The organism is Collinsella sp. LCP19S3_B6 (assembly GCF_052121815.1).
In the GTDB taxonomy this organism is placed as follows: Bacteria; Actinomycetota; Coriobacteriia; order Coriobacteriales; family Coriobacteriaceae; genus Collinsella.
The window spans coordinates 67,616-91,406 of the sequence record NZ_JBQKDN010000003.1 but is presented as its reverse complement, the minus strand read 5'-3'; the positions used below and the strand labels follow the sequence as shown (position 1 = coordinate 91,406).

Annotated in this window: 22 protein-coding genes; 3 read left to right on the top strand and 19 right to left on the bottom strand. The window is 60.7% G+C overall.

Features of this window, described 5'->3' with window-relative positions:
- Nucleotides 1-26: 26 nt before the first annotated feature.
- The 17 genes from ACTQWD_RS02150 to pyrR all read right to left on the bottom strand — a co-directional run bounded on the left by ACTQWD_RS02150 (nucleotide 27) and on the right by pyrR (nucleotide 16,858).
- The gene (locus ACTQWD_RS02150) at nucleotides 27-1,259 is read right to left on the bottom strand and encodes a coproporphyrinogen-III oxidase family protein (RefSeq protein WP_441559143.1); all 1,233 of its coding nucleotides are present in this window, start codon (nucleotides 1,257-1,259) and stop codon (nucleotides 27-29) included.
- A 2-nt stretch (nucleotides 1,260-1,261) separates the two neighbouring features.
- Nucleotides 1,262-2,305: a tRNA dihydrouridine synthase DusB gene (gene dusB / locus ACTQWD_RS02145; protein WP_441559142.1), complete on the bottom strand. Its 1,044-nt coding sequence runs from the start codon at nucleotides 2,303-2,305 to the stop codon at nucleotides 1,262-1,264.
- 4 nt (nucleotides 2,306-2,309) lie between these two features.
- Entirely contained in the window at nucleotides 2,310-4,121 is a 1,812-nt protein-coding gene (gene lepA / locus ACTQWD_RS02140) for a translation elongation factor 4 (RefSeq protein ID WP_154516289.1), read from the bottom strand.
- Between the two features lie 96 nt (nucleotides 4,122-4,217).
- Nucleotides 4,218-4,484, bottom strand: a complete 267-nt coding sequence (rpsT, locus tag ACTQWD_RS02135; protein ID WP_022094714.1) for a 30S ribosomal protein S20 — start codon at nucleotides 4,482-4,484, stop codon at nucleotides 4,218-4,220.
- A 133-nt stretch (nucleotides 4,485-4,617) separates the two neighbouring features.
- Nucleotides 4,618-5,580 (bottom strand): DNA polymerase III subunit delta, encoded by a 963-nt coding sequence (gene holA / locus ACTQWD_RS02130; RefSeq protein WP_441559141.1) that lies wholly within the window; start codon nucleotides 5,578-5,580, stop codon nucleotides 4,618-4,620.
- A 78-nt stretch (nucleotides 5,581-5,658) separates the two neighbouring features.
- Nucleotides 5,659-7,356, bottom strand: coding sequence for a DNA internalization-related competence protein ComEC/Rec2 (locus ACTQWD_RS02125; RefSeq protein WP_441559140.1), 1,698 nt, complete (start codon nucleotides 7,354-7,356; stop codon nucleotides 5,659-5,661).
- Between the two features lie 602 nt (nucleotides 7,357-7,958).
- Nucleotides 7,959-8,669, bottom strand: coding sequence for a helix-hairpin-helix domain-containing protein (locus ACTQWD_RS02120; protein WP_427795673.1), 711 nt, complete (start codon nucleotides 8,667-8,669; stop codon nucleotides 7,959-7,961).
- 214 nt (nucleotides 8,670-8,883) lie between these two features.
- The gene (thiI, locus tag ACTQWD_RS02115) at nucleotides 8,884-10,128 is read right to left on the bottom strand and encodes a tRNA uracil 4-sulfurtransferase ThiI (protein ID WP_427794782.1); all 1,245 of its coding nucleotides are present in this window, start codon (nucleotides 10,126-10,128) and stop codon (nucleotides 8,884-8,886) included.
- A complete protein-coding gene (locus ACTQWD_RS02110) occupies nucleotides 10,129-10,410 on the bottom strand; it encodes a DNA-directed RNA polymerase subunit omega (protein ID WP_370450597.1) in 282 nt (93 codons plus the stop codon).
- Between the two features lie 5 nt (nucleotides 10,411-10,415).
- Nucleotides 10,416-10,985 carry a guanylate kinase gene (gmk, locus tag ACTQWD_RS02105; protein WP_427794783.1) on the bottom strand — a complete coding sequence of 190 codons (570 nt, stop codon included), beginning with the start codon at nucleotides 10,983-10,985 and terminating at the stop codon, nucleotides 10,416-10,418.
- Nucleotides 10,986-11,294 (bottom strand): integration host factor, actinobacterial type, encoded by a 309-nt coding sequence (mihF, locus tag ACTQWD_RS02100; RefSeq protein WP_006236130.1) that lies wholly within the window; start codon nucleotides 11,292-11,294, stop codon nucleotides 10,986-10,988.
- Between the two features lie 240 nt (nucleotides 11,295-11,534).
- Nucleotides 11,535-12,251: an orotidine-5'-phosphate decarboxylase gene (gene pyrF, locus ACTQWD_RS02095; RefSeq protein WP_441559139.1), complete on the bottom strand. Its 717-nt coding sequence runs from the start codon at nucleotides 12,249-12,251 to the stop codon at nucleotides 11,535-11,537.
- Nucleotides 12,245-13,153: a dihydroorotate dehydrogenase gene (locus ACTQWD_RS02090; RefSeq protein ID WP_427717595.1), complete on the bottom strand. Its 909-nt coding sequence runs from the start codon at nucleotides 13,151-13,153 to the stop codon at nucleotides 12,245-12,247. The genes pyrF and ACTQWD_RS02090 overlap by 7 nt, the downstream gene beginning before the upstream one ends.
- A 14-nt stretch (nucleotides 13,154-13,167) precedes the next feature.
- Nucleotides 13,168-13,935, bottom strand: coding sequence for a dihydroorotate dehydrogenase electron transfer subunit (locus tag ACTQWD_RS02085; protein ID WP_154516544.1), 768 nt, complete (start codon nucleotides 13,933-13,935; stop codon nucleotides 13,168-13,170).
- Between the two features lie 116 nt (nucleotides 13,936-14,051).
- A complete protein-coding gene (locus ACTQWD_RS02080) occupies nucleotides 14,052-15,341 on the bottom strand; it encodes a dihydroorotase (protein ID WP_154516264.1) in 1,290 nt (429 codons plus the stop codon).
- The gene (locus tag ACTQWD_RS02075) at nucleotides 15,325-16,269 is read right to left on the bottom strand and encodes an aspartate carbamoyltransferase catalytic subunit (RefSeq protein ID WP_035138537.1); all 945 of its coding nucleotides are present in this window, start codon (nucleotides 16,267-16,269) and stop codon (nucleotides 15,325-15,327) included. Before ACTQWD_RS02075 ends, ACTQWD_RS02080 begins: the two co-directional genes overlap by 17 nt.
- Before the next feature lie 4 nt (nucleotides 16,270-16,273).
- Nucleotides 16,274-16,858 (bottom strand): bifunctional pyr operon transcriptional regulator/uracil phosphoribosyltransferase PyrR, encoded by a 585-nt coding sequence (gene pyrR, locus ACTQWD_RS02070; protein WP_441559138.1) that lies wholly within the window; start codon nucleotides 16,856-16,858, stop codon nucleotides 16,274-16,276.
- A gap of 450 nt (nucleotides 16,859-17,308) precedes the next feature.
- Here pyrR and rpmB point away from each other — a divergent pair, with 450 nt between their 5' ends.
- Nucleotides 17,309-17,497 carry a 50S ribosomal protein L28 gene (gene rpmB, locus ACTQWD_RS02065; protein ID WP_022094725.1) on the top strand — a complete coding sequence of 63 codons (189 nt, stop codon included), beginning with the start codon at nucleotides 17,309-17,311 and terminating at the stop codon, nucleotides 17,495-17,497.
- Between the two features lie 229 nt (nucleotides 17,498-17,726).
- Here rpmB and ACTQWD_RS02060 read toward each other — a convergent pair whose 3' ends face one another.
- A complete protein-coding gene (locus ACTQWD_RS02060; RefSeq protein ID WP_441548254.1) occupies nucleotides 17,727-18,170 on the bottom strand; it encodes a hypothetical protein in 444 nt (147 codons plus the stop codon).
- Between the two features lie 233 nt (nucleotides 18,171-18,403).
- On the opposite strand from ACTQWD_RS02060, the gene adhE reads away from it, so the two are divergent.
- Together adhE and ACTQWD_RS02050 are read left to right on the top strand one after the other, a co-directional pair.
- Nucleotides 18,404-21,052 carry a bifunctional acetaldehyde-CoA/alcohol dehydrogenase gene (adhE, locus tag ACTQWD_RS02055; RefSeq protein ID WP_154516260.1) on the top strand — a complete coding sequence of 883 codons (2,649 nt, stop codon included), beginning with the start codon at nucleotides 18,404-18,406 and terminating at the stop codon, nucleotides 21,050-21,052.
- An 87-nt stretch (nucleotides 21,053-21,139) separates the two neighbouring features.
- Entirely contained in the window at nucleotides 21,140-21,904 is a 765-nt protein-coding gene (locus tag ACTQWD_RS02050; protein ID WP_427717541.1) for a phosphotransferase, read from the top strand.
- Nucleotides 21,905-22,077: 173 nt separating this feature from the next.
- Here ACTQWD_RS02050 and ACTQWD_RS02045 read toward each other — a convergent pair whose 3' ends face one another.
- Complete coding sequence (locus ACTQWD_RS02045; RefSeq protein WP_441559154.1) at nucleotides 22,078-23,787, bottom strand: proline--tRNA ligase; 1,710 nt, start codon at nucleotides 23,785-23,787, stop codon at nucleotides 22,078-22,080.
- Between the last annotated feature and the right edge of the window lie 4 nt (nucleotides 23,788-23,791).

Below are 23,791 nucleotides of genomic sequence, written 5' to 3'. Positions count from 1 at the left end.
TATTGCGGTAATTCTACCCGAGCGGCCTATGCTAGACCCCAAAACAGCTCGAACAGCATATTTCCATCGAGCCAGCCCAAGTGGGTGGGCGCTAAACGGGCGCGGGCGCGACCTGCTACAACATCTTTTGAGGTGATGCGCCCCGCATGTCCCTCGACATCAATGGGCACCCAGGCGGCAAGGCCCAACTCGAGCGCACGGTCGCAGGACGCCGCCAGCTCGTCTGCAGGAATCACGCTTGCCGAGCGAACCAACAGGTCGGGCCCAATGCCACGCGTCATGCGACAGGCGAGCATCAAATCCTCCGCCGCCGCCTCGCGCTGCGACAGATACTCGGCATCAAACGTCGTCGCGGCATCGTCGCGTTGCACCAGACGCACACGATACGCATCGCCGCGAGCGGGCACGTCGGGATAAAGCCCGGCCAAGCGATCGAAATCCTCGGCGTCGAGCATGCACGCGGCAGAGCGACCCAGGCCCAGATAGCCCCGTCCGGTCCAATAGGCGATGTTATGAGAGCACTCATGTCCGTCGAGTGCATAGCTTGCCACCTCATACGGGTGATAGCCGGCCGCGCCCAGACGCTCGCGCGCCGCTTCCATGCACGCAGCCTGAAAATCCTCGTCGGGCTCGAGCGACTCGTCGTAACACGCCATGCGGTAGAGCGGCGTGCCTTCCTCGAGCGTGAGCGGGTACACCGACACATGATGCGGCGCCGCCGTCAGCACGCCATCGAGCGTGCGCTTCCAACTCGCTGCGGTCTGCCCGGGAAGGCCGCACATAAGGTCGCACGACACATCGAGCCCAGCGTCATTAACCGTCGTGATGGCAGCGAGCGCCCGATCGGCATCGTGAATACGGCCGATGGCGGTAAGTTCGGCATTATCGAGCGTTTGCACGCCCAGAGAGACGCGTGTGACACCAACCTTGGCAAGCGCAGCGGCAAGCTCGGCGGTCAGCGACTCAGGATTAGCCTCGCAGGTAAACTCAACGGGCTTGCACCACATGCAAATACGCCGGGCAAGCTCCACCAGACGCTCTCCCGCCAGCGACGGTGTTCCGCCGCCAACATAGACGGTGCGGACCTGTGCAAGCGCCCCGGTGTCTCCAAAGGCATCAAGGCGCGCATACAGCTGCTCAAAATAGGCATCGAGCGCAGCGCTCAGGTCGCACGGAGCAAAACTGCGTGAGTCAAAGTCGCAGTACCGACACTTTTGAGCGCAAAACGGTACATGCACGTACAGCGCGGTAACGGCCACCGTTAGGCCTCCAGCGGATGGGCGGGCACCGACTCGCCAGCGGCAAGTGCGGCCTCGCAGGCCACCACATCGTGCTCGATATCATCGACCAACGCCATGAACTCCTCATATGTGGAGCAACGCACCACCTGGGCGCGCCAGGCGGCGGCATGGGGCATGCCCTTTAGATACCAGCTCGCGTACGTACGGGCACGCGACATGAGCGGCAGAAGCTCATGCGTCAGCGTGAGATGCTCGCGCAGGGCGTCCAGGCGCTCGACAGAGCTGCGCACCGGCACCGGTACGCCATTGAGCGCAAGGGCGCGAGCATCACCAAAGACCCAGGGATTACCGTAGATGCCGCGTGCGATAAACACCGCGCTGGCACCCGAGTTGCGCAGATGCTCCGCGGCATCCTCGGCCGAGAACACGTCGCCCGAACCGATGACGGGAATCTCGACAGCATCGGCCACCTCATCGACGACCGACCAATCGGCCTGACCCGTATAGAGCTGCGTGGCACAGCGACCATGCACCGCCACAGCAGCGGCGCCCGCCCCCTCGAGCATCTGGGCAAACGTCGCGGCATTGCGATCTTCGGCGTAAAAGCCTTTGCGGATCTTAACGGTCACGGGCACGTGCGCCGCGCCCACCGCCGCCTCGACGATCTTCTCGGCCAGCTCGGGCGTGCGCATGAGCGCCGAGCCCTCGCCTTTGGTAACGACCTTGCGAGCCGGGCAGGCCATGTTGATATCGATCAGCGATAGGCGATCGCCCACACGCTCCTCGACGGCAGCGACGGCGCTCGCAAATTGATCGGGCTTGGAGCCAAAGAGCTGTACGCAGATCTGCCGCTCCTCGTCTGCCGGCAGCACCAGGCGCCACGTCTTATTGCTGGCATAGGCAAGGCCCGCCACGCTCACCATCTCGCTATAGGCAAGATTGACGCCGCGGCGGCGGCACATGATGCGATAGGCGGGATCGGTCACGCCGGCCATGGGAGCCATAAGGAACGGCTGCTCGGCATAGGCACCCAGCAGCCGCGTACTGTATTCGGAAAGCGCCATGGAACTACTCGTCCACCTTGAGGATCGCCATAAAGGCCTCTTGCGGGACCTCGACCGAACCGATGGCCTTCATGCGCTTCTTGCCCTCTTTCTGCTTCTCGAGCAGCTTGCGCTTACGCGAGATATCGCCGCCATAGCACTTGGCCAAAACGTCCTTGCGGCGCGCCTTGACGGTCGAGCGGGCAATGATCTTGTTGCCGATGGCACCCTGAATGGGCACCTCGAACAGCTGGCGCGGAATTATTTCCTTAAGCTTGTCGCACAATCCGCGGGCCAGGCCATAGGCCTTGTCCTTGTGCACGATAAACGAAAGCGCGTCCACCTCGTCGCCCGAAAGCAGGATATCGAGCTTGACGAGCTCGGAGGGACGATACTCGTTGAACTCATAGTCGAGCGACGCATAGCCCTTGGTGCGGCTCTTGAGCTGGTCAAAGAAGTCCAGGATGAGTTCGGCGAGCGGCATGTCGAAGCGCATCTCGACCGATTTGCTCGTGAGGTGGATCATGTCGGTCGTAATGCCGCGGTGCTCGATAGCGAGCTGCATGACGGCTCCCGTATACTCGGGCGGGCAGATAATCTTGGCCTTGAGGTAGGGCTCCTCAATGCGCTCGATGCGCGTAGCCTCGGGCAGATCCTGCGGGCTGCGGACATCAATCATCTCGCCGTCGGTCTTGTAGACGTGGTAGTCCACCGAAGGGCTCGTGGCGATGAGGTCCAGGTTGAACTCGCGCTCCAGGCGCTCCTTGACGACCTCCATATGCAGCAGGCCCAAGAAGCCAACGCGGAAGCCAAAGCCGAGCGCCACCGAGGTCTCGGGCTCCCACACCAACGAAGGGTCGTTGACATGCAGCTTATCGAGAGCGTCGCGCAGGTTCTCATAATCCTTGTTGTCGATCGGAAACAAGCCCGTATAGACCATGGGCTTGGCCTCACGGTAACCGGGAAGCGGCTCAGGGCAGGGATTCGACGCCCACGTGAGGGTATCGCCCACGCGAACGGCCTCAGGGTCCTTCAGGCCCGTGACCACGTAGCCCACCTCACCGACCGTCAGCGCGTCGACCGGAGTCTCGGCGGGACGCTTGACGCCCACGCCATCGACCAAAAAGTCGCCCTCGGCCTGCATCATGCGCAGGGTATCGCCCTTCTTGATGGAGCCGTCAAAGACGCGGACCGTGGCGACGACGCCGCGGTACTCGTCAAAATACGAATCCAGGATGAGCGCCTTGAGCGGAGCCGTCGCATCGCCCTTGGGCGGTGAGATCAAAAAGACGATGGACTCCAGCAGATCATGGATGCCCTCGCCGGTCTTGCCCGATACGCATACGGCATCGTCGGCAGGAATCGCAAGGTCATCCTCGATCTCGGTCTTAACCTCGTCGGGGTGTGCCGACGGCAGGTCGATCTTGTTGATAGCCGGCACGATATCCAGGTTGGCGTTCATGGCGAGCGTCGCGTTGGAGACGGTCTGCGCCTCGACGCCCTGCGTGGCGTCGACGACGAGCACCGCACCCTCGCAAGCGGCAAGCGAACGCGAGACCTCGTAGGTAAAGTCCACGTGGCCCGGCGTATCGATCAGGTTGAACTGATACGTCTCGCCATCGTCGGCGTCATAGGAAACGCGAACGGCATTGGACTTGATCGTGATGCCGCGCTCGCGCTCGATATCCATGGTGTCGAGCAGCTGCGATTCCATGTCGCGCTCGTCGACGGTATGGGTGAGCTCGAGGATGCGATCACTGATCGTGGACTTGCCATGGTCGATGTGCGCAACGATCGAGAAGTTGCGGATGTGGGAAATGTCAATTGAAGTATTCATGCGGACTATCTTACCCGAGCGGTACAAAAAATGGAGCCTGTTCCATAAAACAGGCTCCATTTATGCGCGTAATCTGTGTGGTGTGAAATTTACAACTTAGGCGTTGATGCTGTTCACGAGCTTGGCAAGACCGGACTTGCGGTTGGAAGCCTGGTTCTTGTGGATAACATGCTTGGCGGCAGCCATGTCGAGACGCTTGGTAACGGTCTTGAGGGCAGCCTGGGCCTTCTCGGCGTCGCCCTCGGCGACGGCGGACTGGACGTGCTTGGTCAGCGTCTTGAGCTCGGACTTGACAGCCTTGTTACGCATGCGAGCTGCCTCATTGGTGCGGATACGCTTCTTCTGAGACTTGATGTTTGCCACTTCTGGAGTTCCTTTCGAGTTCCTTGCAAAAAATGTATGACACCTCTGAGACACGGTGAGGTCATGCAAGCGCCTACTATAGCACGCTCCCCCTCAAAGGGATAGAACGAATTTGTCAAATAGACAGGTATCATCACGATTTTCTCAAGATGTTCGTAATCCAGAGCAAAAGCGCGTTCTGAGAATCGGCCGAACCCTTAAGAGCGAGCTCAACATCGACCGCGCCCTCGAGCGCCGCGACGAGCTCCGCCATCGAAAAGCGGCGTGCCCAGGTCAGGTGATTCTTAACCTGCCAGGGTTGAAGCTTGAGCGTCGCGGCAAGCTCGCGACCCTGCCCACGCGCATCGAGCGCCTTGGCGACGATAAGCTCGCGAATGCGTCCGCACAGCAGCGTGTAGGTCCACACATAGCTCTTGGCGGGTAGCAGCCCAAAGAGCTCAAGCGAGCGGCGCATATCACGAGCCGAGACCGCGTTGAGAAAATCCCAGGGCTGAACTTCGGCCGTGCGCACGATCCAGCGTTCCACATCGGCAAGCTCAATTTGCGGCTCATCGACCATCTGGGCTAGCTTGGCCAAGTCGTTATCGAGCATGCGAGTGTTTTCACCCGAACGCGAGACGAGTTCCTCGGCGGCCGCCGTCGAGATCGACTTGCCGTGCTGCGTCGCCATCTGCTGCACGCGGCGCGGTAGCTCCCAGCGCTTGGTGCCGGAGCAATCGATCACGGCCTTCTTGTCGATCTTGGCGATCGCCTTATACAGGCGCGTGTTCTTGGCAAGCGAGTCGGCGATGATGAGACAGACCGTTGTGGGGCTTGGACTCGCTAAATACTCGACAAGCGGCTCCGAGACCGCCTTGGCGAGCTTTGAGCAGCCGTCAAGGATTACCAAGCGAAACTCGCTGCCCATGGGAAAAGTGTTGAGCGATCCGATAATGGACTCGATATCGGGGTCCTTGGTCATGTCGCGCTCGTCGAGGTTGAACTCGACCATACCCGACTTTTCCAGACGTGCTTTCATACGCGAGACGGCGTGGTCGCGCTTGACTCCGTCGGTACCGACGATCAGATATGCCGGCAGCAGACCGGTTTCAGACATCGCGCTCCCCTCCCGCAGGCTCTCCTGTTCGTACCGTGCCATTCTATCCCACGGGTTGGTCCCGCGCCAACGGCAGCATCACGGTCGCTGACATCGCATGGCAAAACCGGCCGCAGTCGGCGAGACGGTAATGTCGCCTCTCTCGATAGTGCATGCGAACGCGCCGCACGCATCGCTAACGGCATCGATGCAGGCATCGGATGGATGGCCGTAGCGGTTGCCCTCGCCCGCGCTCGCAATAGAGAGCTCGGGCTTAAGGGTTTCCAGCAGGTCTGTATCGACAGAATCTTTTGAGCCGTGATGCCCCAGCTTGAGCACATCGATATCACCCACCTCCTGTACAAACTCGCACTCCTGATCGAGCTCGGCATCACCAGTGAGGAGCATACGCAGGCTTTTGCCTTCCTGAGCATAGGAGAGCAGCAAGACAAGCGAGTCCTCATTGCCCTCACCGTCAACCGTATCAAACGGCCACATCACACGAGCCCGAAATGCGCCGATATCGACTGTGTCTCCGCGAGCCACCTGCCGATACGTGACGCTTGGGCGATTCAGAACCTCAGCAGGCGCGCTACCCAGCGCATCCGCCGCAACCGCAATGGTTCCCACCGAAAACCGATCGAGTACGTCGGGAAGACCGCCCCAATGGTCTTCATCCCAATGTGTCACGAAGACGGCGTCGATATGGTGGACGTTATTGCGAACCAACGCCGACACCACGCGGTCGTCGAGCCCACAGTCGACGAGCGCCACGGTGCCACCCTGACGGACCAGAATCGCATCGGCCTGGCCAACATCAAGGACTGTCACCGAAGGCGGCGCACATCGATCCCAATAGACATACGGAACGCCCGCTGCAAGCATCAAACACAGCAGCCCCACTGCCATGGGCCGCGCGCTGGGGCGTGGCCACAAGACCAAGAGGACCACCAGCGAAAAAGGCACCACGTATACCAAGGGCGTATCGGGCGGCACGCTTACGGATGCGCCCGGAACGGCAGCAAAGAGCTGCTCAAAGAACAGGGCGCAGCGAGCGATAGCCATGGGCACCACAAGCGCCCCGTGACGCAAGAGCGGCACAAGCGAGCAAGGCACCAGTACAACCGAAGATGCGAGCAGAACGCTTATCACCGGACCGATCACGGCATTTGCAAGCGGGGCAATGAGCGAAAACATCCCAAATGCGGGAATGGTTACGGGAAGTGTCGCGATCTGTGAGCACAGCGTGACGGACAAAATGCTGGCAACCCCCGATGGCACGCTCAGCTCGCCCAAGGCGTAGGTAGCGTAGGGGCAAAAACAAAGGATGGCAAAAACACTGGCGCACGATAGCTGAAAACCCATCTCGAACAATACTGTCGGCCGCAGCAACATAAAGATTGTCATGGTCAAAAATAGAGCCGAAAGGCCATGCCGACGACGTCCGGCACCGTTGACGACAAGCGTCACCGCCACCATACAGCACGCGCGCACGGCCGAGGGCGAAGCGCCCGTAAAGACGGCATAAGCAGCGAGGGACAGCACCAACAGCCCCCTCTGCAGCCCACGAGAGAGGCGAGTCTTTTGCAGGGCGCTCTCAATCACAAACCCAACGATGGCAAGATGGCTGCCCGAGACGGCGATAAGATGTGCGGTGCCCGTTACCGAAAACAAATCGCCCGCCGGCTGGGCACGCAGCTCGGAGGAGCGTCCGCAGACAACGCCGGCAATGAGCGAGCGCGCCGGATCGGTCTCGGGCGCGATAACGGCAAGGAGCTCGTTTCGCAGCCAAGGCAACGGCCCCGGAAAGCCTTCGTCAACCGATACCAACCGGATGACCTTAACTTTTCGAAGCTCGCCCCGAAGCACGCGTGAGCGCCCATACGCATCATTCTCAAAACGCGAAATTCGACCGATAGCACGTACGTGCGAACCGGCGCCGAGATCACGGTCACACGACAGCCGTATCTCGCCCAAGCGCTTTTCGCCCGCATATGAATCACAGGTATAGGAGTACGTCCCGTCATTGATGGATGGGTCACCCTGCACAACAAACTCGAGACTGCTCGCAGCTCGATTATCCAGTGCCCCCGAAGCACGCAGCGCCCCTATCGCCCAACCCGCGGACACGACCGCTCCCGCCAGGAGGCCGAGGGCCGCGGCATACAGCCATCGCCTCCACCGCACAAGACGCATACAAAACCGAGCCAATACGATGCACGCGGCAGCCGCAACGGGAATGGCCATAAGCAATGTGACGGGCGCTGCCCGCTCTCCCAGCAGCAAATCGGCTGCCACATTAAGTACCAGGCCGCAGCTCGCACACAAACCAGAACAAAGGGCCATCGTCCACGGCATCAGGGGCCGCGGCGGCATCACATGCTCGCACTCGGACACACTCATACGCAGATGCAATCTTTAATTTTGGCGAGCTTTTTCTCACCGATCCCCGATACGCGCATGAGGTCATCGACCGAGGCAAAGGCCCCGTTTTGAGTCCGCTCATCGATAATCGACTGGGCCGTAGAAGGCCCGATGCCCGAAAGCGTCTGCAGTTCCGCCGCACTTGCCGTATTGATATTCACAAGCCCCGACGAAGATCCCGCACCAGCAGTCATGGCAGCACCGCTATCGACCCCGCCGACCGCCGCAGCCGCTTGTTGCTCCCCCACCATCGGAACATAGATCTTTTGACCATCTGTGATCTTGGACGCACGATTAAGCCCTGTCACATCCGCCTCAGCCGTAAGCCCTCCGGCGGCATCGATCGCTTGGGACACCCGCGCTCCGTCTTTGAGCCGGTACACGCCAGGCCTCGCAACGGCGCCATCAACATCGACGTACACCTCAGCAGCAGAAGAACTCTTGGCAGACGACTCATCGGCATCATCAGGTAACCCATCCCCGGCCCCGCGCACATCCGAGGCGCCCGCCTCATCACTACGCTCAAACGACACGCCGCTGGAGCGGCTACCAAAACTTGCCATCGCCAAGCCGCTCGCGGCGGCAATGACAATCAGAATCGCCACGACCATCGCCTTATGGCCGAGCAGCTTTTCTGCCCAGCGGTCCATCCGTTTAACCCGTTCGTGTTGCTCGCGTTGCGCCATAGCAAACACCTCCCAACACCATCGTGTCAGGAAACGAGCGCCGTAGCCTCCGCACGCCCACACCGGTTATCGAAGTCAAACCAAAAGCTGACCAAAACCTTGCAGGATAGTGTCCATTTATTCAGATACACGTCGACAAATGAACCGTTTATCGCCTAATGCCCAGGTAGATTAAGACCGACGATGCAAATGCACCGCCGGTCTATACACAACATTATTCGTGATCTTGGTAAATCTCACGTGGAGCAAGCTGAGGATGTTTACGTTTTAAGGTCTTAGGGGCCTTGTACGTGTTGCTCTCGAAGTCGATGTACTCGGTCTGTTTGAGCAAGCGCTCAATCATCTCCTCGTGATCGAACAGCTCCCACGCCTCATGCACGGCATCGAGTTTTGCGTGCGTCTCGGGGCGGCGCGGCATAAAGAGCGTGCAGCAATCGGGAGCAGCCTCGGTCGAGATATCGAAGGTACCGATTTCCTCGGCACGCGCGATGATCTCCTGCTTGTCCGAACCGATCAGCGGGCGGAACACGGGGATCTTGACGGCCTCGTTGACGGCCATAATGTTCTCGAGCGTCTGGGAGGCAACCTGACCGAGCGATTCACCGGTCACGATAGCCTTGGCGCCCTCGATATGCGCAATGCGCTCGGCAACCGAATACATAATGCGGCGATACATGATCACGCGCAGGTTGCTGGGGCAGGTGACGGAAATCTCACGCTGGCAATCGCCAAACGGCACCACGTACAGGCGGCCGATCTGGACGCCCGGCGCAAGCGCACGGATAATGTCCTGCACCAAATACTCGCTCGTATCGGGTGTCTGCGGACGACCGGAGAAATGTACCGGCACGCACACCGCGCCGCGACGCGCGAGCATCCAGGTCGCCACCGGAGAATCGATGCCCGACGACAGAAGCGTCACAACCTTGCCGGCGGAACCCACCGGCAGACCGCCCACGCCGCGCTCGGAGCGCGCATACACGTAAACGCTACCCTGGACCACCAGTACGTGCACCATCGCGTCGGGGTCGTGCATCTGGACCTTTTTATCGGGGAAGGCCTCGCACAGTACCTCGCCAACCTGACGATTGATATCAATCGAGGTGAGCTCGTAGTCGGTGTTAGAGCGTTTGGCATGCACCTTAAACGAATCGAAAGGACCAAACTCACGCAGCGCCTTCACGGCGGCGGCGCAGTACTCCTGCGGGTCGCGGTTGGTGTGATATGCCAGGGACACGCGGGCAACGCCGGGGACGGTGCGAATGACACGCGCCGCCTCGTCGGCCTGATGCTCGTTAAAGGTCACGAGGATATAACCGGAAATTCGAGACACGGCATTCACGGAAAAGGCGGCCAAGGCCGCCTTGATGTTATCCATGAGGATATGCTCAAAATGTGCGCGGTTCTTGCCCTTCAGTCCAACCTCGTGATAGTGGACCAGGCAGACGCGAGCTGCCATTTAGGCTTCAGCAACCTTGTGGCCGAGCGCCTTCTTGTAACGAGCCTCGTCGTAGGAGATATCGCCGTCGACAATCTCGTCCATAGCCATCGAGATGGTATCGGCGCCGGAGAGGCCAATGGTAATGTCATCGACATCCTGAACGGCAAGCACGCGGTTGTGCTGGCCACGCAGCATGCTGTTAATGTCGCAGGCGCGCTTGGAGGCAAGCGAGGCGAGCAGGAAGCGGTTGTGATCGGTCTTCTCCAGAAGATCGTCAATACAAGGCTTTACAACGGACACGGACCTCAGATCCTTTCATGCATATCGAGAACGCGAACGAGCTCATCGGTCGCGCGGTCGAGATCGTCATTCACCACGACGTCGTCGTAGCGGTCGGCAAGGGCAAGTTCATCGGCGGCGTTTGCCATACGCAGCTCGATCGTCTCGGGCGTCTCGGTACCGCGACCGACCAGGCGATCGCGTAACACCTCAAGCGAAGGCGGCTTGATAAAGATCAACACGGCCTCGGGGAAACGCTCCTTGACCTGCAGGGCACCCTGGACATCGATCTCCAGGATCAGAGACGAGCCAGAGGCGAGCTTGGATGCAACCTCGCTCACCAACGTGCCGTAGCAGTTACCGTGGACCTCGGCCCACTCAACAAACTCACCGTTTGCCACGCGGCGGTCGAACTCCTCGCGCGTCAGGAAAAAGTAGTTGACGCCGTCGACCTCACCTTTACGTGGCGCTCGCGTGGTAGCCGAAACCGTCAGGCCCAGGTTCGAGCGGCGCTCGCGCACACGACTGACGAGCGTCCCCTTGCCTGCACCTGACGGTCCAGAAATCACAAAGAGCTTTGAATCCTGAGCGCTCACTTATTTGGTCAGCTGCTCGAGGAGCTGCTCGCGCTGACGGACGCCGAGGCCCTGGACGCGACGGGTAGCGGAGATGCCGAGCTCCTCCATGATCTTGGCGGCCTTGGCCTTGCCATAACCGGGCAGAGACTCGATGAGGGTGGAAACCTTCATGCGGGAAGCGATGGGGTCATCGGAGTTGAGCACGGACTCGAGAGACTTCTCGCCCTTCTTGATCTGCTCGCGAAGCTCAGCGCGGGCGTGACGTGCGGCGGCAGCCTTCTCAAGAGCCTGCTTACGCTGCTCGTCGGTAAGCTGAGGGAGTGCCATTCGAACCTCCAAATAGTTGGGTTATATCTGATGTAATAATTGGCATTTTAGCACGTCAAACGCACTAAATGCCCAATCGACGGCTCCATAGGTTAGACGATACCTGCGAAAAGTGCAATATACGGAGGTCAAAGTTGAGCCCCTGACCTGTGATTCCACACAAAGGATGGGAAAGTTTTCGCAGGCACAAAGGCTAATTTGTGCTAATAAGACCCAAAAGTGGTGACTTGAGGGAATCTTTTACGCGACGTTTTCGACCAGCTCGGCGACGATGGCATCAAAGGCCGCAACCGGATCGTCGGAGCCGATAATAGGACGGCCCACCACGATGTGGCTCGCACCGCGCTCGATAGCCTGGGAAGGTGTCGCCACACGGGATTGATCGCCCAGGGCGGCACCCACCGGACGCACACCCGGAGTCACGATCAGCGCGTCGGGGCCGAGTAGCTCACGCATGTCGTGAGCCTCCATCGGCGAGCACACGATACCGTCGATGCCGTTGGCCTGAGCGAGCTTTGCCAGGCGAGCGGCCTCCTCGGCCACGGGCGACTCGACGCCGATCTCCGCCAGCGCATCCTGATTCATACTCGTAAGTACGGTGATGGCGACGAGCTTGGCGCGGTCCTCGCGCGCCTCCTCGGCACCCTCGCGGCAGGCAGCAAGCATGGCGCCCGAACCCAAGCCGTGGACCGAGAGCAGGTCGGCACCGGCAAGCGAGGCCGAGCGAGCGGCACCGCGCACCTGATGCGGAATGTCATGGAACTTGAGGTCGAGGAAGACCTTAAAGCCCAAATCCTTGAACGTCTTGACGATCTCGGGACCCTCGGCGTAATAGAGCGTCATGCCCACCTTGAGCCAGACGGCATGGCCCGAAAGCTCATGGGCGAGCTCGAGTGCGCGCTCACGCTCGCAGTCGAGGGCGACGATAACACGGTCGCGGGCATCGGTCTCTAGCATTCGAACGCACCTACCAGCTCGTTGATGTCCTTTACGCCCTGGGACTCCGCCCAGGCCTCGAGCTCGTGCGCGATCTTAAGCGAAGCACACGGGTCGACGAAGTTGGCCATGCCGACCGACACGCAGGTGGCGCCGGCCAGGATAAACTCGGCCGCATCCTCGCCGGTCATGACACCGCCGACACCGTTGATGGGGATATCGACGGCCTGGGCGACCTCCCAGACCATGCGCACGGCGATGTGGTGGCACAGCGGGCCCGAAAGGCCGCCCTTGGGCTTGGCCACACGGGACTTGCGGGTGTGCACGTCAATGGCCATGCCCTGGATGGAGTTGATGACCGAAAGGCCGTCGGCGCCGGCAGCCTCGAGGGCGCGGGCGATCTCGGCGACGTTGACCGGAGCCATCTTAACGAACAGCGGCTTATCGGTCACCTTGCGGCAGGCAGCCATAACGGAAGAGGCGCCCTCGGGCGTGGAGCCCATGGCGGCGCCGCCGGCGGCAATGTTGGGGCAGCTCACGTTGATTTCATATCCGGCAGCCCAGGGGCACAGCTCGACATACATCTCGAGCGCGCGCACGAACTCATCAACGGAGTGACCGGCAACCTGGCAGATGACCTGGCAACCGTCCTTGGAGAGCTGCTCGAGCCACGGACCGGACTCGCGGGCGAAAGCGGCCACACCGGGGTTCTGCAGGCCCACGGAATTGATCATGCCGCCGGGGATCTCGGCCATGCGGGGTGCGGGATTGCCGGGCCAGGGCTCGGCAGCGCAACCCTTGGTGGTGATGGCACCCAGCTGGGAGACATCAAAGAAGTTCTGGAACTGCCAACCGTAGCCAAAGGTGCCGGCTGCGGTGTTGATGGGGTTCTGCATCTTGACGCCGCCGAAATCGACGGACATGTTCACGGTACCCACTAGAAGACCACCACCTTGGAAGCATCAAACACGGGGCCGCACATGCAGGCACCCTTCATACCGTCGACCGTCTCGACATTGCAGGTGTTACAGGCACCAAAGCCGCAGCTCATCATGCGCTCGAGCGACACCTCGCAGTACGCGCCGGCCTCGGCGGCAGCGGCGGCGACTTTCTTCATCATAACGGCGGGCCCACAGCTGGCGACATAGTCGTAACCGCCCTTGCCGAGCAGCTCAGCGGCAGGATCGGTGCATAAGCCGTGCGTACCCAACGAGCCGTCGTCGGTGCACACGTTGACCGTGGCTCCCAGCGCGCGGAACTCATCGACGCCCACGACCTTGGACGCGGTGCCAAAACCCAGGCACACGTCAACGGCCACGCCCTGCTCGGCAAGCATGCCAGCGAGGCACAGCACGGGCGGAACACCGATGCCGCCCGCCACGAGCAGCGCCTTCCTGGTGCCCTCGGGTACCAGCCAGCCGCGGCCGCCAGGGCCCAACAGGTTGGACTTGGAGCCGGGGCCCATCTGCGACAGACGACGGGTGTCGTCGCCCACGACGGCGTACCACAGCTCGACGGTACCGGCCTCGGCGTCAGAGCGATAGAAGCTCAAGGGCACGCGAAGCAGCGAAGAGGCATCGCCGGGCACGGCGATGTTCACAAACTGACCGGGCTTGAGCGCACTTGCAAGCTTGGGGGCCGAAATAACGAGCGAGAAGATGCCGTCGGCGATCTCCTGGTTCGAGACGACCTCGAAGTCGTGCATGCGTGCAGTGGAAGGTGTGGGCATAGACGCTCCAATCCCCCATGCAGTTGCATGGACCAAACGAACAGAAAGCGCGGCACCGCAAGGGCACCGCGCGCAAAAGCGATAAGGCTATGCTAGCAGATGCAGCCGTCGGCAAGCGTCTGTTTACCGCCGACAAACACATCGGTGGCACGACCGGTGAGCGTGCGGCCGGCAAAACCGGAGTTCTCGGCGCGCGACTCGTAACCGTCCTCGCCGACCGTCCAGGTGACAGACGCGTCGAAGACGGTCAGGTCGGCAACAGAGCCCGCCTTGACCTGAACCTGATCGAGGCCCAGGATCTCACGCGGCTTAATAGCCATGAGCTCGACCATGCGGCCCATACCCATCTTGCCCGTGTTGACCAGCTCGGTGAGCACGAGCGAAAGCGAGGTCTCGAGGCCGATCATGCCAAAGGGCGCGAGCTCGAACTCACGGGCTTTCTCCCACGGCGTGTGGGGAGCGTGATCGGTGACGATGACGTCGACGGTGCCGTCGATGACACCCTGGCGGATGGCCTCGGCATCCTCGTCGGTACGCAGCGGCGGGTTAACCTTGAGCGAGGTGTTGTAGGTCTCGTCCAGGTCGTTCTCGGTCAGGAACATGTGATGCGGGGTAGCCTCGCAGGTAACCTGAACGCCAGCGGCCTTGCCGGCACGCACGAGCTCCAGGCCATGGGCGGTGGAGATGTGCTGGATGTGCAGCTTGGCACCGGTCAGTTTTGCGATCTCGATGTCGCGGGCGATCTGGAGCTCCTCGCCGGCAGCCGGCCAGCCCTCGAGGGCCAGACGAGTCGAAACCTTGCCCTCGTTGATCTGGCCGTGGCCGACCAGGTCCTCGTCCTGGCAATGGCTCATGAAGACCTTGCCGAACATCTTGCCGTAGTCCATGCAGCGACGGAGCATGCCTGCACCCTGCACGCCGCGACCGTCGTCGGTGAAGGCGACGGCGCCGTGGGCGACCATATCGCCCATCTCGGACATAGCCTCGCCCTTTAGACCGCGGGTCATGGCGCCAGAAGGATAGACGCGGCAGTGGCCGACCTCGGCAGCGCGGGACTTGACGAACTCAACAACGGTACCGTTATCGGTAACGGGGTCGGTGTTGGGCATGGCGCACACGCCAGTGAAGCCGCCCTTGGCAGCTGCGCGGGTGCCGCTCTCGATGTCCTCTTTGACCTCGTAGCCGGGCTCGCGCAGGTGGACGTGCATGTCCACCAGGCCAGGGACAAGGTACTTACCGGAAAGGTCGCGGACCTCGGCTCCCTCGGCGGCGAGGTTCTCGCCGACCTCGGCGATCTTGTCGCCGTCGATCAGGACGTCAACGACCCCGTCAAGCTCGACGGACGGATCGACGACGTGGGCATTTTTAAGAAGCAAGGCCATTATCGGCACCTCCAAGCAGCAGATACAGGATAGCCATACGCACGCAGATACCGGCGTAGACCTGCTCCAGGATGACGGAGCGTTGCGGGTGGTCGGCCATATAGGAGTCGAACTCGACGCCGCGGTTGATGGGGCCCGGGTGGCAAATGATCGCGTCGGGCTTCATGAGCTTCTCACGGTCCTTGGTCAGGCCGAAGAGCTTGTGGTACTCGCGAATGGTCGGGAACGGGGCACCCTCGAGGCGCTCCTGCTGTACGCGCAGCATGTAGACGACGTCCAGCTCGGGCAGGACGGAATCGAGGTCGCTCGTCACGTGGTCGCAGCCCAGAACCTCGGGCGCCGGCGGCAGCAGCGTGCCGGGGGCGACGGCGTAGGTCTCGCAGCCCATGATCTTCAACGCGGGTATCAGCGAGCCGCAGACGCGGGAGTGGGCGATGTCGCCGACGACGGCGACTTTCAGACCGTGGAAGTCACCCTTGTGCTCCCAGATGGTGTACAGGTCGAGCAGAGCCTGCGTGGGGTGGTTGTGCTTACCGTCACCGGCGCAGATAACACTCGCGGGCGAATTCTGCGTGACAATGTAGGGAGCACCGGCATGTTTGTCGCGCACGACGATGCAGTCGATCTTGTAGGCGTTGAGCGTCTCGACGGTATCGACGAGGCTCTCGCCCTTGACCGTGGAGGTCGAGGAGCCGCCAAAGTTGAGGCTGTCGGCCGAAAGACGCTTCTCGGCGAGCTCGAAGGAGCTGCGGGTACGCGTCGAGGGCTCGTTGAACATATTGACGATGGTCTTGCCCTTAAGCGTGGGGACCTTCTTGATGGCACGCTCGTTGACCTCGGAGAACGCCTTGGCGGTCTCGAGGATGAGCTTGATGTCCTCTTCGGAGTACTCGGTAATGTCGATCAGGTGCTTATGATTGAACGCCACGGTACTACTCACCTCCCAGCGGCGCGGAGCCCACGTGGGAACCCGGCGCGACGTCGTTGATCTCGACAGCGGTACGGCCGTCGACTTCCTTCATATATAGGTGCACGCTCTCCTCGTGCGACGAGGGAACGTTCTTGCCGACAAAGTCCGGCGAGATAGGGAGCTCGCGGTGACCGCGGTCAACGAGAACTGCCAGCTCGATGCGGCTCGGACGGCCCAGGTCCATAACGGCGTCCAGAGCGGCGCGGATGGTGCGGCCCGTGTACAGGATGTCGTCCACCAAAACGACGCGCTTGCCGTCGACGCTGAAGGGAATGTTGGTAGCGTGGATCGCGGGAGCGAAGTTAGTCGCATAGTCATCGCGATAGAAGCTGATGTCCAGGCTGCCGAGCGGAACGTCAACACCCTCGATCTCCTTGATCGCCTCGGCGAGCTTCTTTGCCAGAAGGTCGCCGCGCGTGACGATGCCGACCAGAGCGAGGTCTTCACAGCCCTCGTTGCGCTCGAGAATCTCGTGCGCGATGCGGGTCATCGCTCGGTTGACGGCGGTCTCGTCCATGATGACCGCCTTGGGGGAAGTCGTGCCCATCGATCTCCTTCCTCACATGTCTTGACTGCTGATACAGTCAAAAAAATAGATGCCCGACCGCTCAAAGCGGACCAGACACCCACAGGAAGGACTGCACTATGGCAGCAATATAAATCCATGTGGGTATCTCGTACCCCTTTAATGGTCAAGGGATAGTGTAGCCAACCCCGAGCTTAATTGCGAGCATTAATACGGAGCAATCCGCAAACGGACTCAACGCTCCATAAACCTATATATATTTGCGGGACAAGCTTGAAAACGTCGATGCGAGCTGGCATAATCCCCTCTGCTACACGCAAATCGGATCTACGTCCAGGGCCGTAGCGTGGGCACTATCGCCATAAGAGAAATATCTCTGTGTAGATTACGCACAGGGAGCTGCTTCTGTGCTATAGTTCAGGCTTGTTTGTTAACGCGACATGTTCGTTTGTCGCCCAAGGAGGGTCAGTTATGTCCAAAGTTTGCGAAGTTTGCGGTAAGCACCCCGTTGCCGGTCGCTCCATCAGCCACTCTCACCGCGTCACCAACCGTAAGTTCCGCCCCAACATCCAGCGCGTCTACGTCGTCGTCGATGGTCACCGTCGCAAGATGAACGTTTGCTCCACCTGCCTTAAGTCTGGCAAGGTTGCGCGCTCCTAAATAAGGTCTTACCAACAAGTACCTCGGACTCTCCGGGTCAAAGACCTCGCGTTCACATAGAACTTACCAAAGGCGTCCTCTCTTGTGGAGGACGCCTTTTTGCACTCATTGGGGACAGACTTACATGGGTGTTTTCACTCATTGGGGACAGACTTACATGGGTGTTTTCACTCATTGGGGACAGACATGATGCGTGTCTGCGGTGCCCCGACTAGCTCCGGCCCCTGCCTCACGCAGCTTCCTTCCAGCCTGCAGTGGCCTTAGTCACACTTGTAGCGCCGATACCGGTGATACGGGCAATTTGCTTGACCGTGAGATGTGCCTGCCTGAGCCTCAGCAGGCAGGCATCGCGTTCGGGGCGTGGCAGGGCCTTAAGCAGCGTAGGATCTATGCTCGGCAGGACTTCGCGCGCAACGGAAAGGGCCTCCTCATCGGGGATCCGACGGCGTGGAAGAACCTCCACCGACCAGATGCGCCCGGCAGCTTCCTTAAGATGCTCGCAATAGCAACGGGAGCCTCCGACAATATCGAGCATAGGGGCCGCATCACAAATGTCAAAGGGATCGTAGCCCAGCTGATATGCCTTGAAGCTTGACCATCGGTACGCCTCGAGTGAGTCGAGCGCACCTTTCACAGGATTGAGATGAATATAATCGAGCAGCTGCACCGCCATAACAGGTCCAGAACAGCGAAATGGCAAAACTATGTCTGTCCCAAATGAGTGAAAGCACTCATATAAGTCTGTCCCCAATGAGCGGGCCGATGCCAGGCTGATATTTATAATTAAAACGCTTCAGTAGATTGAAGCGTTTTAGTGTGCCTTTTACGGGAATCTTACCGTTCGCCGAATAATTTCTTGCTATCATGCAACACGTAGGGTAAATCTCCGATCGCAAGGAGACACAAATGGTGAAAAAGTCACCGGAAAACACTACTCCCGCAATTGTGGACAACGTAGAGGCGCTTGAGGCTAAACTCGCTCAGATGCGAGAGGCCCAGGCGCTTTTTGCTACGTACACGCAGGAGCAGGTCGACAAGATCTTCTACGAGGCCGCCATGGCCGCCAACAAGGCTCGTATCCCGTTGGCGAAGATGGCCATCGAGGAGACCGGTCGTGGCGTTCTTGAGGACAAGGTCATCAAGAACCACTACGCCGCAGAGTACATCTACAACGCTTACAAGAACACCAAGACCTGTGGTGTCATTGAGCGCGACGAGGCCTACGGCATCACCAAGATCGCTGAGCCCATCGGCATCGTGGGCGCCGTCATCCCGACGACCAACCCCACCTCCACCGCGATCTTCAAGACGCTGATCAGCCTGAAGACCCGCAACGCCATCATCATCTCCCCGCACCCGGCTGCCGCCAAGTGCACCATCGCCGCCGCCAAGCTCGTGCTTGACGCCGCCGTCAAGGCCGGCGCCCCCGAGGGCATCATCGGCTGGGTCGATGTCCCCTCCATCGAGCTGACCAACATGGTCATGCGCGATGTCGACATCATCCTCGCCACCGGTGGCCCGGGCATGGTCAAGGCCGCCTACTCCTCGGGCAAGCCCGCCCTGGGCGTTGGCGCCGGTAACACCCCGGTCGTCATCGACGACACCGCCGACGTGCTGCTCGCCGTCAACTCCATCATCCACTCCAAGACCTTCGACAACGGCATGATCTGCGCTTCCGAGCAGTCCGTGACCGTCATCGACACCATCTATGACCAGGTTAAGGCCGAATTCCAGAAGCGCGGCTGCTACTTCGTCAAGCAGGGTGCCGAGATGGAGGCCCTGCGCGGCGCCATGTTCAAGAACGGCGCTCTCGATCACCGCATCCCCGGCATGGCTGCCGCCAAGATCGCCGAGCTCGCCGGTATCGAGGTTCCCGCCAAGACCAAGATCCTGATCGCCGAGGTCACCTCCACCGACCCCGCCAAGGAGGAGTTCTCCCACGAGAAGCTCTCCCCTGTCCTGGCCATGTATCACGCCAAGGACTTCCAGGAGGCCGTCGACAAGGCCGAGCACCTGGTACTCGCCGGTGGCCCGGGCCACACCGCCTCTCTGTACGTGCATCCCGCCCAGGCCGAGAAGATCAGCCTGTTCGAGCATGTCATGAAGGCCTGCCGTATCGTCATCAACACCCCGTCCTCGCACGGCGGCATCGGTGACCTGTACAACTTTGGCATGAAGCCGTCTCTGACCCTGGGCTGCGGCTCCTGGGGCGGCAACTCCGTCTCCGAGAACGTTGGGGTGAAGCACTTGATCAACGTTAAGACTGTGGCCGAGCGCCGTGAGAACATGCTGTGGTTCCGCGCTCCCGAGAAGGTCTACTTCAAGAAGGGTTCCACGCCCGTCGCTCTCGACGAGCTGGGCAGCGTCATGGGCAAGAAGCGCGCCTTTATCGTCACCGACCAGTTCCTCTTCAAGAATGGCAACACCCGCGCCATCGAGGCCAAGCTCGACGAGATGGGCATCGCCCACGACTGCTTCTACGACGTCGAGCCCGATCCGTCGCTGCAGTGCGCACGTCGCGGCGCCAAGCAGATGGCTCTCTTTGAGCCGGACGTCATCATCGCCGTCGGCGGTGGCTCCGCTATGGACGCCGGCAAGATCATGTGGATGATGTACGAGCACCCCGAGTGCAAGTTTGAGGACATGGCCATGGACTTCATGGACATCCGCAAGCGTATCTTCACCTTCCCCGAGATGGGCAAGAAGGCCTACTTCGTCGCCGTCCCGACCTCTTCGGGCACCGGTTCCGAGTGCACGCCGTTCGCCATCATCACCGACAAGGAGACCGGCATCAAGTGGCCGCTCGCCGACTACGCGCTGCTCCCCAACATGGCTATCGTTGACGCCGACAACTGCATGACCGCCCCGCGCGGCCTGACCGCCGCCTCCGGCATCGACGTCATGACCCACGCCATCGAGTCCTATGTCTCCATCATGGCCTCCGACTACACCAAGGGCCTCTCCGAGCGCGCTGCCAAGCTCGTCTTCGAGAACCTGCCCTCCAGCTTCGAAAACGGCGCCAAGGACCCGCATGCCCGCGAGGAGATGCACAACGCCTCCTGCATGGCCGGTATGGCCTTCGCCAACGCCTTCCTGGGCCTCAACCACTCCATGGCCCACAAGCTCGGTGCCTTCCATCACCTGCCCCACGGCATCGCCAACGCCATCATCCTGACTCGCGTCATGCGCTACAACGCCGCCGAGGCTCCCGTCAAGATGGGCACGTTCTCCCAGTATCCTTACCCCAACGCGCTGCACAACTACGCCGAGATGGCCAAGTACTGCGGCATCGAGGGCAAGGACGACAAGGAGGTCTTCGAGAACTTCATCACGAAGCTCGAGGAGCTCAAGGACTTCATCGGTGTCAAGAAGACCATCGCCGACTACGGTGTTGACGAGCAGTACTTCCTCGACACCCTCGACGAGATGACCGAGCAGGCATTCAACGACCAGTGCACCGGCGCTAACCCGCGCTACCCGCTCATGAGCGAGATCAAGGAGCTCTACCTGGACGCCTACTATGGCCGCGAGCCCCAGGACTACGCCGTCTGCTAGTTTTTAGCACGGTTATTTCGGCGGGGGTGAACGGGCGCACGCACGCCCCCGCCGCTGCTTCTATCGCATCGTTGAAAGGATGCAATCATGCTGCTCCCCGAATCCAAGACCGAGCTCGTCCGTCGCGGCAACAAAGTCGTTTACGACCTGGGCGACAAGATCGTCAAGGTCTTTAACGAGACCAAGCCCGTCTCCGACGTGTTCAACGAGGCTTTGAATCTTGCCCGCATCAATGAGTGCGGCATCCGCAGCCCCAAGGCTCTCGAGGTTTCTCAGCTCGAGAACGCCAACGGCTGGGCGCTCGTGACCGAGAAGGTTCCGGGCACCACCCTTGCCGAGAAGATGGCTGCCGAGCCCCAGCGCTTTGGTGAGTACCTCGAGATGTTCGTCGACCTCCAGATCGAGATCCACGGCTACACCTCCCCGCTGCTCAACCGTCAGCGCGACAAGTTCGCCCGCATGATCGACAGCCTCGATCAGCTCAATGCCACCACGCGCTACAACCTTCAGGAGCGTCTGGACGGCATGACCAAGGAGTTCAAGGTCTGCCACGGCGACTTCAACCCCTCCAACGTCATCGTTGGCGACGACGGCCAGCTGTACGTCTGCGACTGGGCACACGCCACCCAGGGCTCCCCTGCTGCCGACGTTGCCACCACCTACCTGCTCTTTGCCCTCAACAGCAAGGACCAGGCCGAGGCCTACCTGGAGCTCTACTGCGATCGCGCCGACATGCCCATGCAGGTCGTGCGTCAGTGGACGAGCATCGTCGCCGCTTCCGAGCTCGCTCGTAAGCGCAACGTGAACGATGAGTTCCTTAAGAACTGGATCGACGTCGTCGATTATCAGTAATATCTGAGCGATTTATTTCGCATCGGAGGCACAAAGGAAAACCCCACAGCTCGCATGGGCTGCGGGGTTTTCCTTTTAGCAACAAATGTCCCTTAGACGCAAAAGCGGCCCTGCATCTCTACCTCGAGAGACGCAGGGCCGCTTAACAAGTGCACTAAACGCAGCGGGCTCGATTAACGACGGGCTGCTTTCACAAGCTCAGCGACCTTGGCGACAATCTCATCGATCGCCACATCCTCGCGCTCGCCCGTGGCACGATCCTTGAGCTCGACGGTGCCGTTCTTAAGGCCGCGCTTGCCGAGCACCACCTGATAAGGGAAGCCCATAAGGTCGTTGTCGGCAAACTTAAAGCCGGGACGCTCGTCACGGTCGTCAACGACAACCTCGATACCCTCGGCGCACAGACCCTCGACGATTTGCTCGCAAACGGTAGCGCACTCCTCCTTCTTGGGGTCGAGCGGAATCACCGCAACCTCGTACGGGGCAACAGAGACCGGCCAAACGATACCGTGCTCGTCGTTGTGCTGCTCCACGACGGCAGCGAGCGAGCGGGACACGCCCACGCCGTAGCAACCCATGATAAGCGGCTTCTCCTTGCCGTCCTCGTCCATAAAGGTGGCACCCATGGCCTCGGAGTACTTGGTGCCCAGCTGGAAGACCTGGGAAACCTCGATGCCGCGAGCAGCGGAGAGCGGCTTGCCGCAGTGCGGGCAAGGGTCGCCGGCAACGACGGTAACCAGGTCGGCCCACTCGTCGACGGTAAAGTCGCGCTCGGGGCAGGCACCGGTAAAGTGATAGTCGACTTCGTTGGCACCGCAGGCCCACTGCTTGGACTCGCGCAGGCTCTCGTCGCAGACCAGACGAATGCCCTCGGGCAGGTTAACCGGTCCGATAAAGCCCTTATGCAGACCGTAGGTCTGGAGCTCCTCGTCGGTCATCATGCGATAGCCCTTGCCAAAGACATGCTCGGCCTTGCAGTCGTTGAGCTCATGATCGCCCGGAACGATGGCCACAACCGGCTTGCCCTCGGCGTCGATGAGAGCCAGCGACTTGCGCGTACCGTTCTCGGGGAAGCCGAAGAACTTGGCGACGGCCTCGATGGTGCCCATACCCGGAGTCTCGACCTTGGTGAGTGTGCCGTCGCCGGGGCCCTCGGTCACAACGACCTTGGTGCTTGCCGCCTCGTCATCGGCAGCAAAGCCACAATCGTCGCAGTAGACCAGCGAAGCCTCGCCGGCCTCTGCCAGCGCCATGAACTCGACGGAGGTATCGCCACCGATCTCGCCGGAATCGGCGACGACGGGCAGGGCCTTGATGTAGCAGCGCTCGCAGATATTGGCGTACGCCTGCTTCATCTTGTCGTACTCCTCCTGCAGGCTCTCCTGCGTGGCAGAAAAGCTGTAGGCGTCTTTCATGATGAACTCGCGACCGCGCATCAGGCCAAAGCGGGGACGGAACTCGTCGCGGAACTTGTCCTGGATGTGATAGAGATTCACCGGCAGTTGCTTGTATGAACGCAGCTCGTTGCGCACCAGGGCAGTCACGGTCTCCTCGTGCGTGGGGCCGAGCACGAACTCGCGGCCGTGGCGGTCATCAAAGCGCACGAGCTCCTTGCCATAGGCATCGATACGGCCGGACTCGCGCCACAGCTCGGCATCGACCATGATGGGCATCATGAGCTCCTGGGCGCCGGCGGCGTCCATCTCGTCGCGCACGATGTTCTCAATCTTGCGAATCGAGCGCCACGCGAGCGGCAGATAGGAATAGAGACCGGCGGCCTCCTTGCGGATCATACCGGCACGGAGCAGCAGGCGATGGCTCGCAAGCTCAGCGTCGGCCGGATCCTCTTTGAGCGTCGGAGCATACAGCTTAGACATATACATTGCT

Excerpts from the sequence above, each read along its gene's own strand:
- holA (WP_441559141.1), bottom strand. The coding sequence starts at position 5,580 with ATGTCTGAAACCGGTCTGCTGCCGGCATATCTGATCGTCGGTACCGAC.
- lepA (WP_154516289.1), bottom strand. The coding sequence starts at position 4,121 with ATGAATACTTCAATTGACATTTCCCACATCCGCAACTTCTCGATCGTT.
- rpmB (WP_022094725.1), top strand. The coding sequence starts at position 17,309 with ATGTCCAAAGTTTGCGAAGTTTGCGGTAAGCACCCCGTTGCCGGTCGC.
- ACTQWD_RS02060 (WP_441548254.1), bottom strand. The coding sequence starts at position 18,170 with ATGGCGGTGCAGCTGCTCGATTATATTCATCTCAATCCTGTGAAAGGT.
- thiI (WP_427794782.1), bottom strand. The coding sequence starts at position 10,128 with ATGGCAGCTCGCGTCTGCCTGGTCCACTATCACGAGGTTGGACTGAAG.
- ACTQWD_RS02085 (WP_154516544.1), bottom strand. The coding sequence starts at position 13,935 with ATGCACGACTTCGAGGTCGTCTCGAACCAGGAGATCGCCGACGGCATC.
- ACTQWD_RS02050 (WP_427717541.1), top strand. The coding sequence starts at position 21,140 with ATGCTGCTCCCCGAATCCAAGACCGAGCTCGTCCGTCGCGGCAACAAA.
- ACTQWD_RS02090 (WP_427717595.1), bottom strand. The coding sequence starts at position 13,153 with ATGTCCGTCGATTTCGGCGGCGTCAAGATGCAGAACCCCATCAACACC.
- dusB (WP_441559142.1), bottom strand. The coding sequence starts at position 2,305 with ATGGCGCTTTCCGAATACAGTACGCGGCTGCTGGGTGCCTATGCCGAG.
- adhE (WP_154516260.1), top strand. The coding sequence starts at position 18,404 with ATGGTGAAAAAGTCACCGGAAAACACTACTCCCGCAATTGTGGACAAC.
- ACTQWD_RS02080 (WP_154516264.1), bottom strand. The coding sequence starts at position 15,341 with ATGGCCTTGCTTCTTAAAAATGCCCACGTCGTCGATCCGTCCGTCGAG.
- pyrR (WP_441559138.1), bottom strand. The coding sequence starts at position 16,858 with ATGGGCACGACTTCCCCCAAGGCGGTCATCATGGACGAGACCGCCGTC.
- pyrF (WP_441559139.1), bottom strand. The coding sequence starts at position 12,251 with ATGCTAGAGACCGATGCCCGCGACCGTGTTATCGTCGCCCTCGACTGC.
- ACTQWD_RS02045 (WP_441559154.1), bottom strand. The coding sequence starts at position 23,787 with ATGTATATGTCTAAGCTGTATGCTCCGACGCTCAAAGAGGATCCGGCC.
- ACTQWD_RS02120 (WP_427795673.1), bottom strand. The coding sequence starts at position 8,669 with ATGGCGCAACGCGAGCAACACGAACGGGTTAAACGGATGGACCGCTGG.
- mihF (WP_006236130.1), bottom strand. The coding sequence starts at position 11,294 with ATGGCACTCCCTCAGCTTACCGACGAGCAGCGTAAGCAGGCTCTTGAG.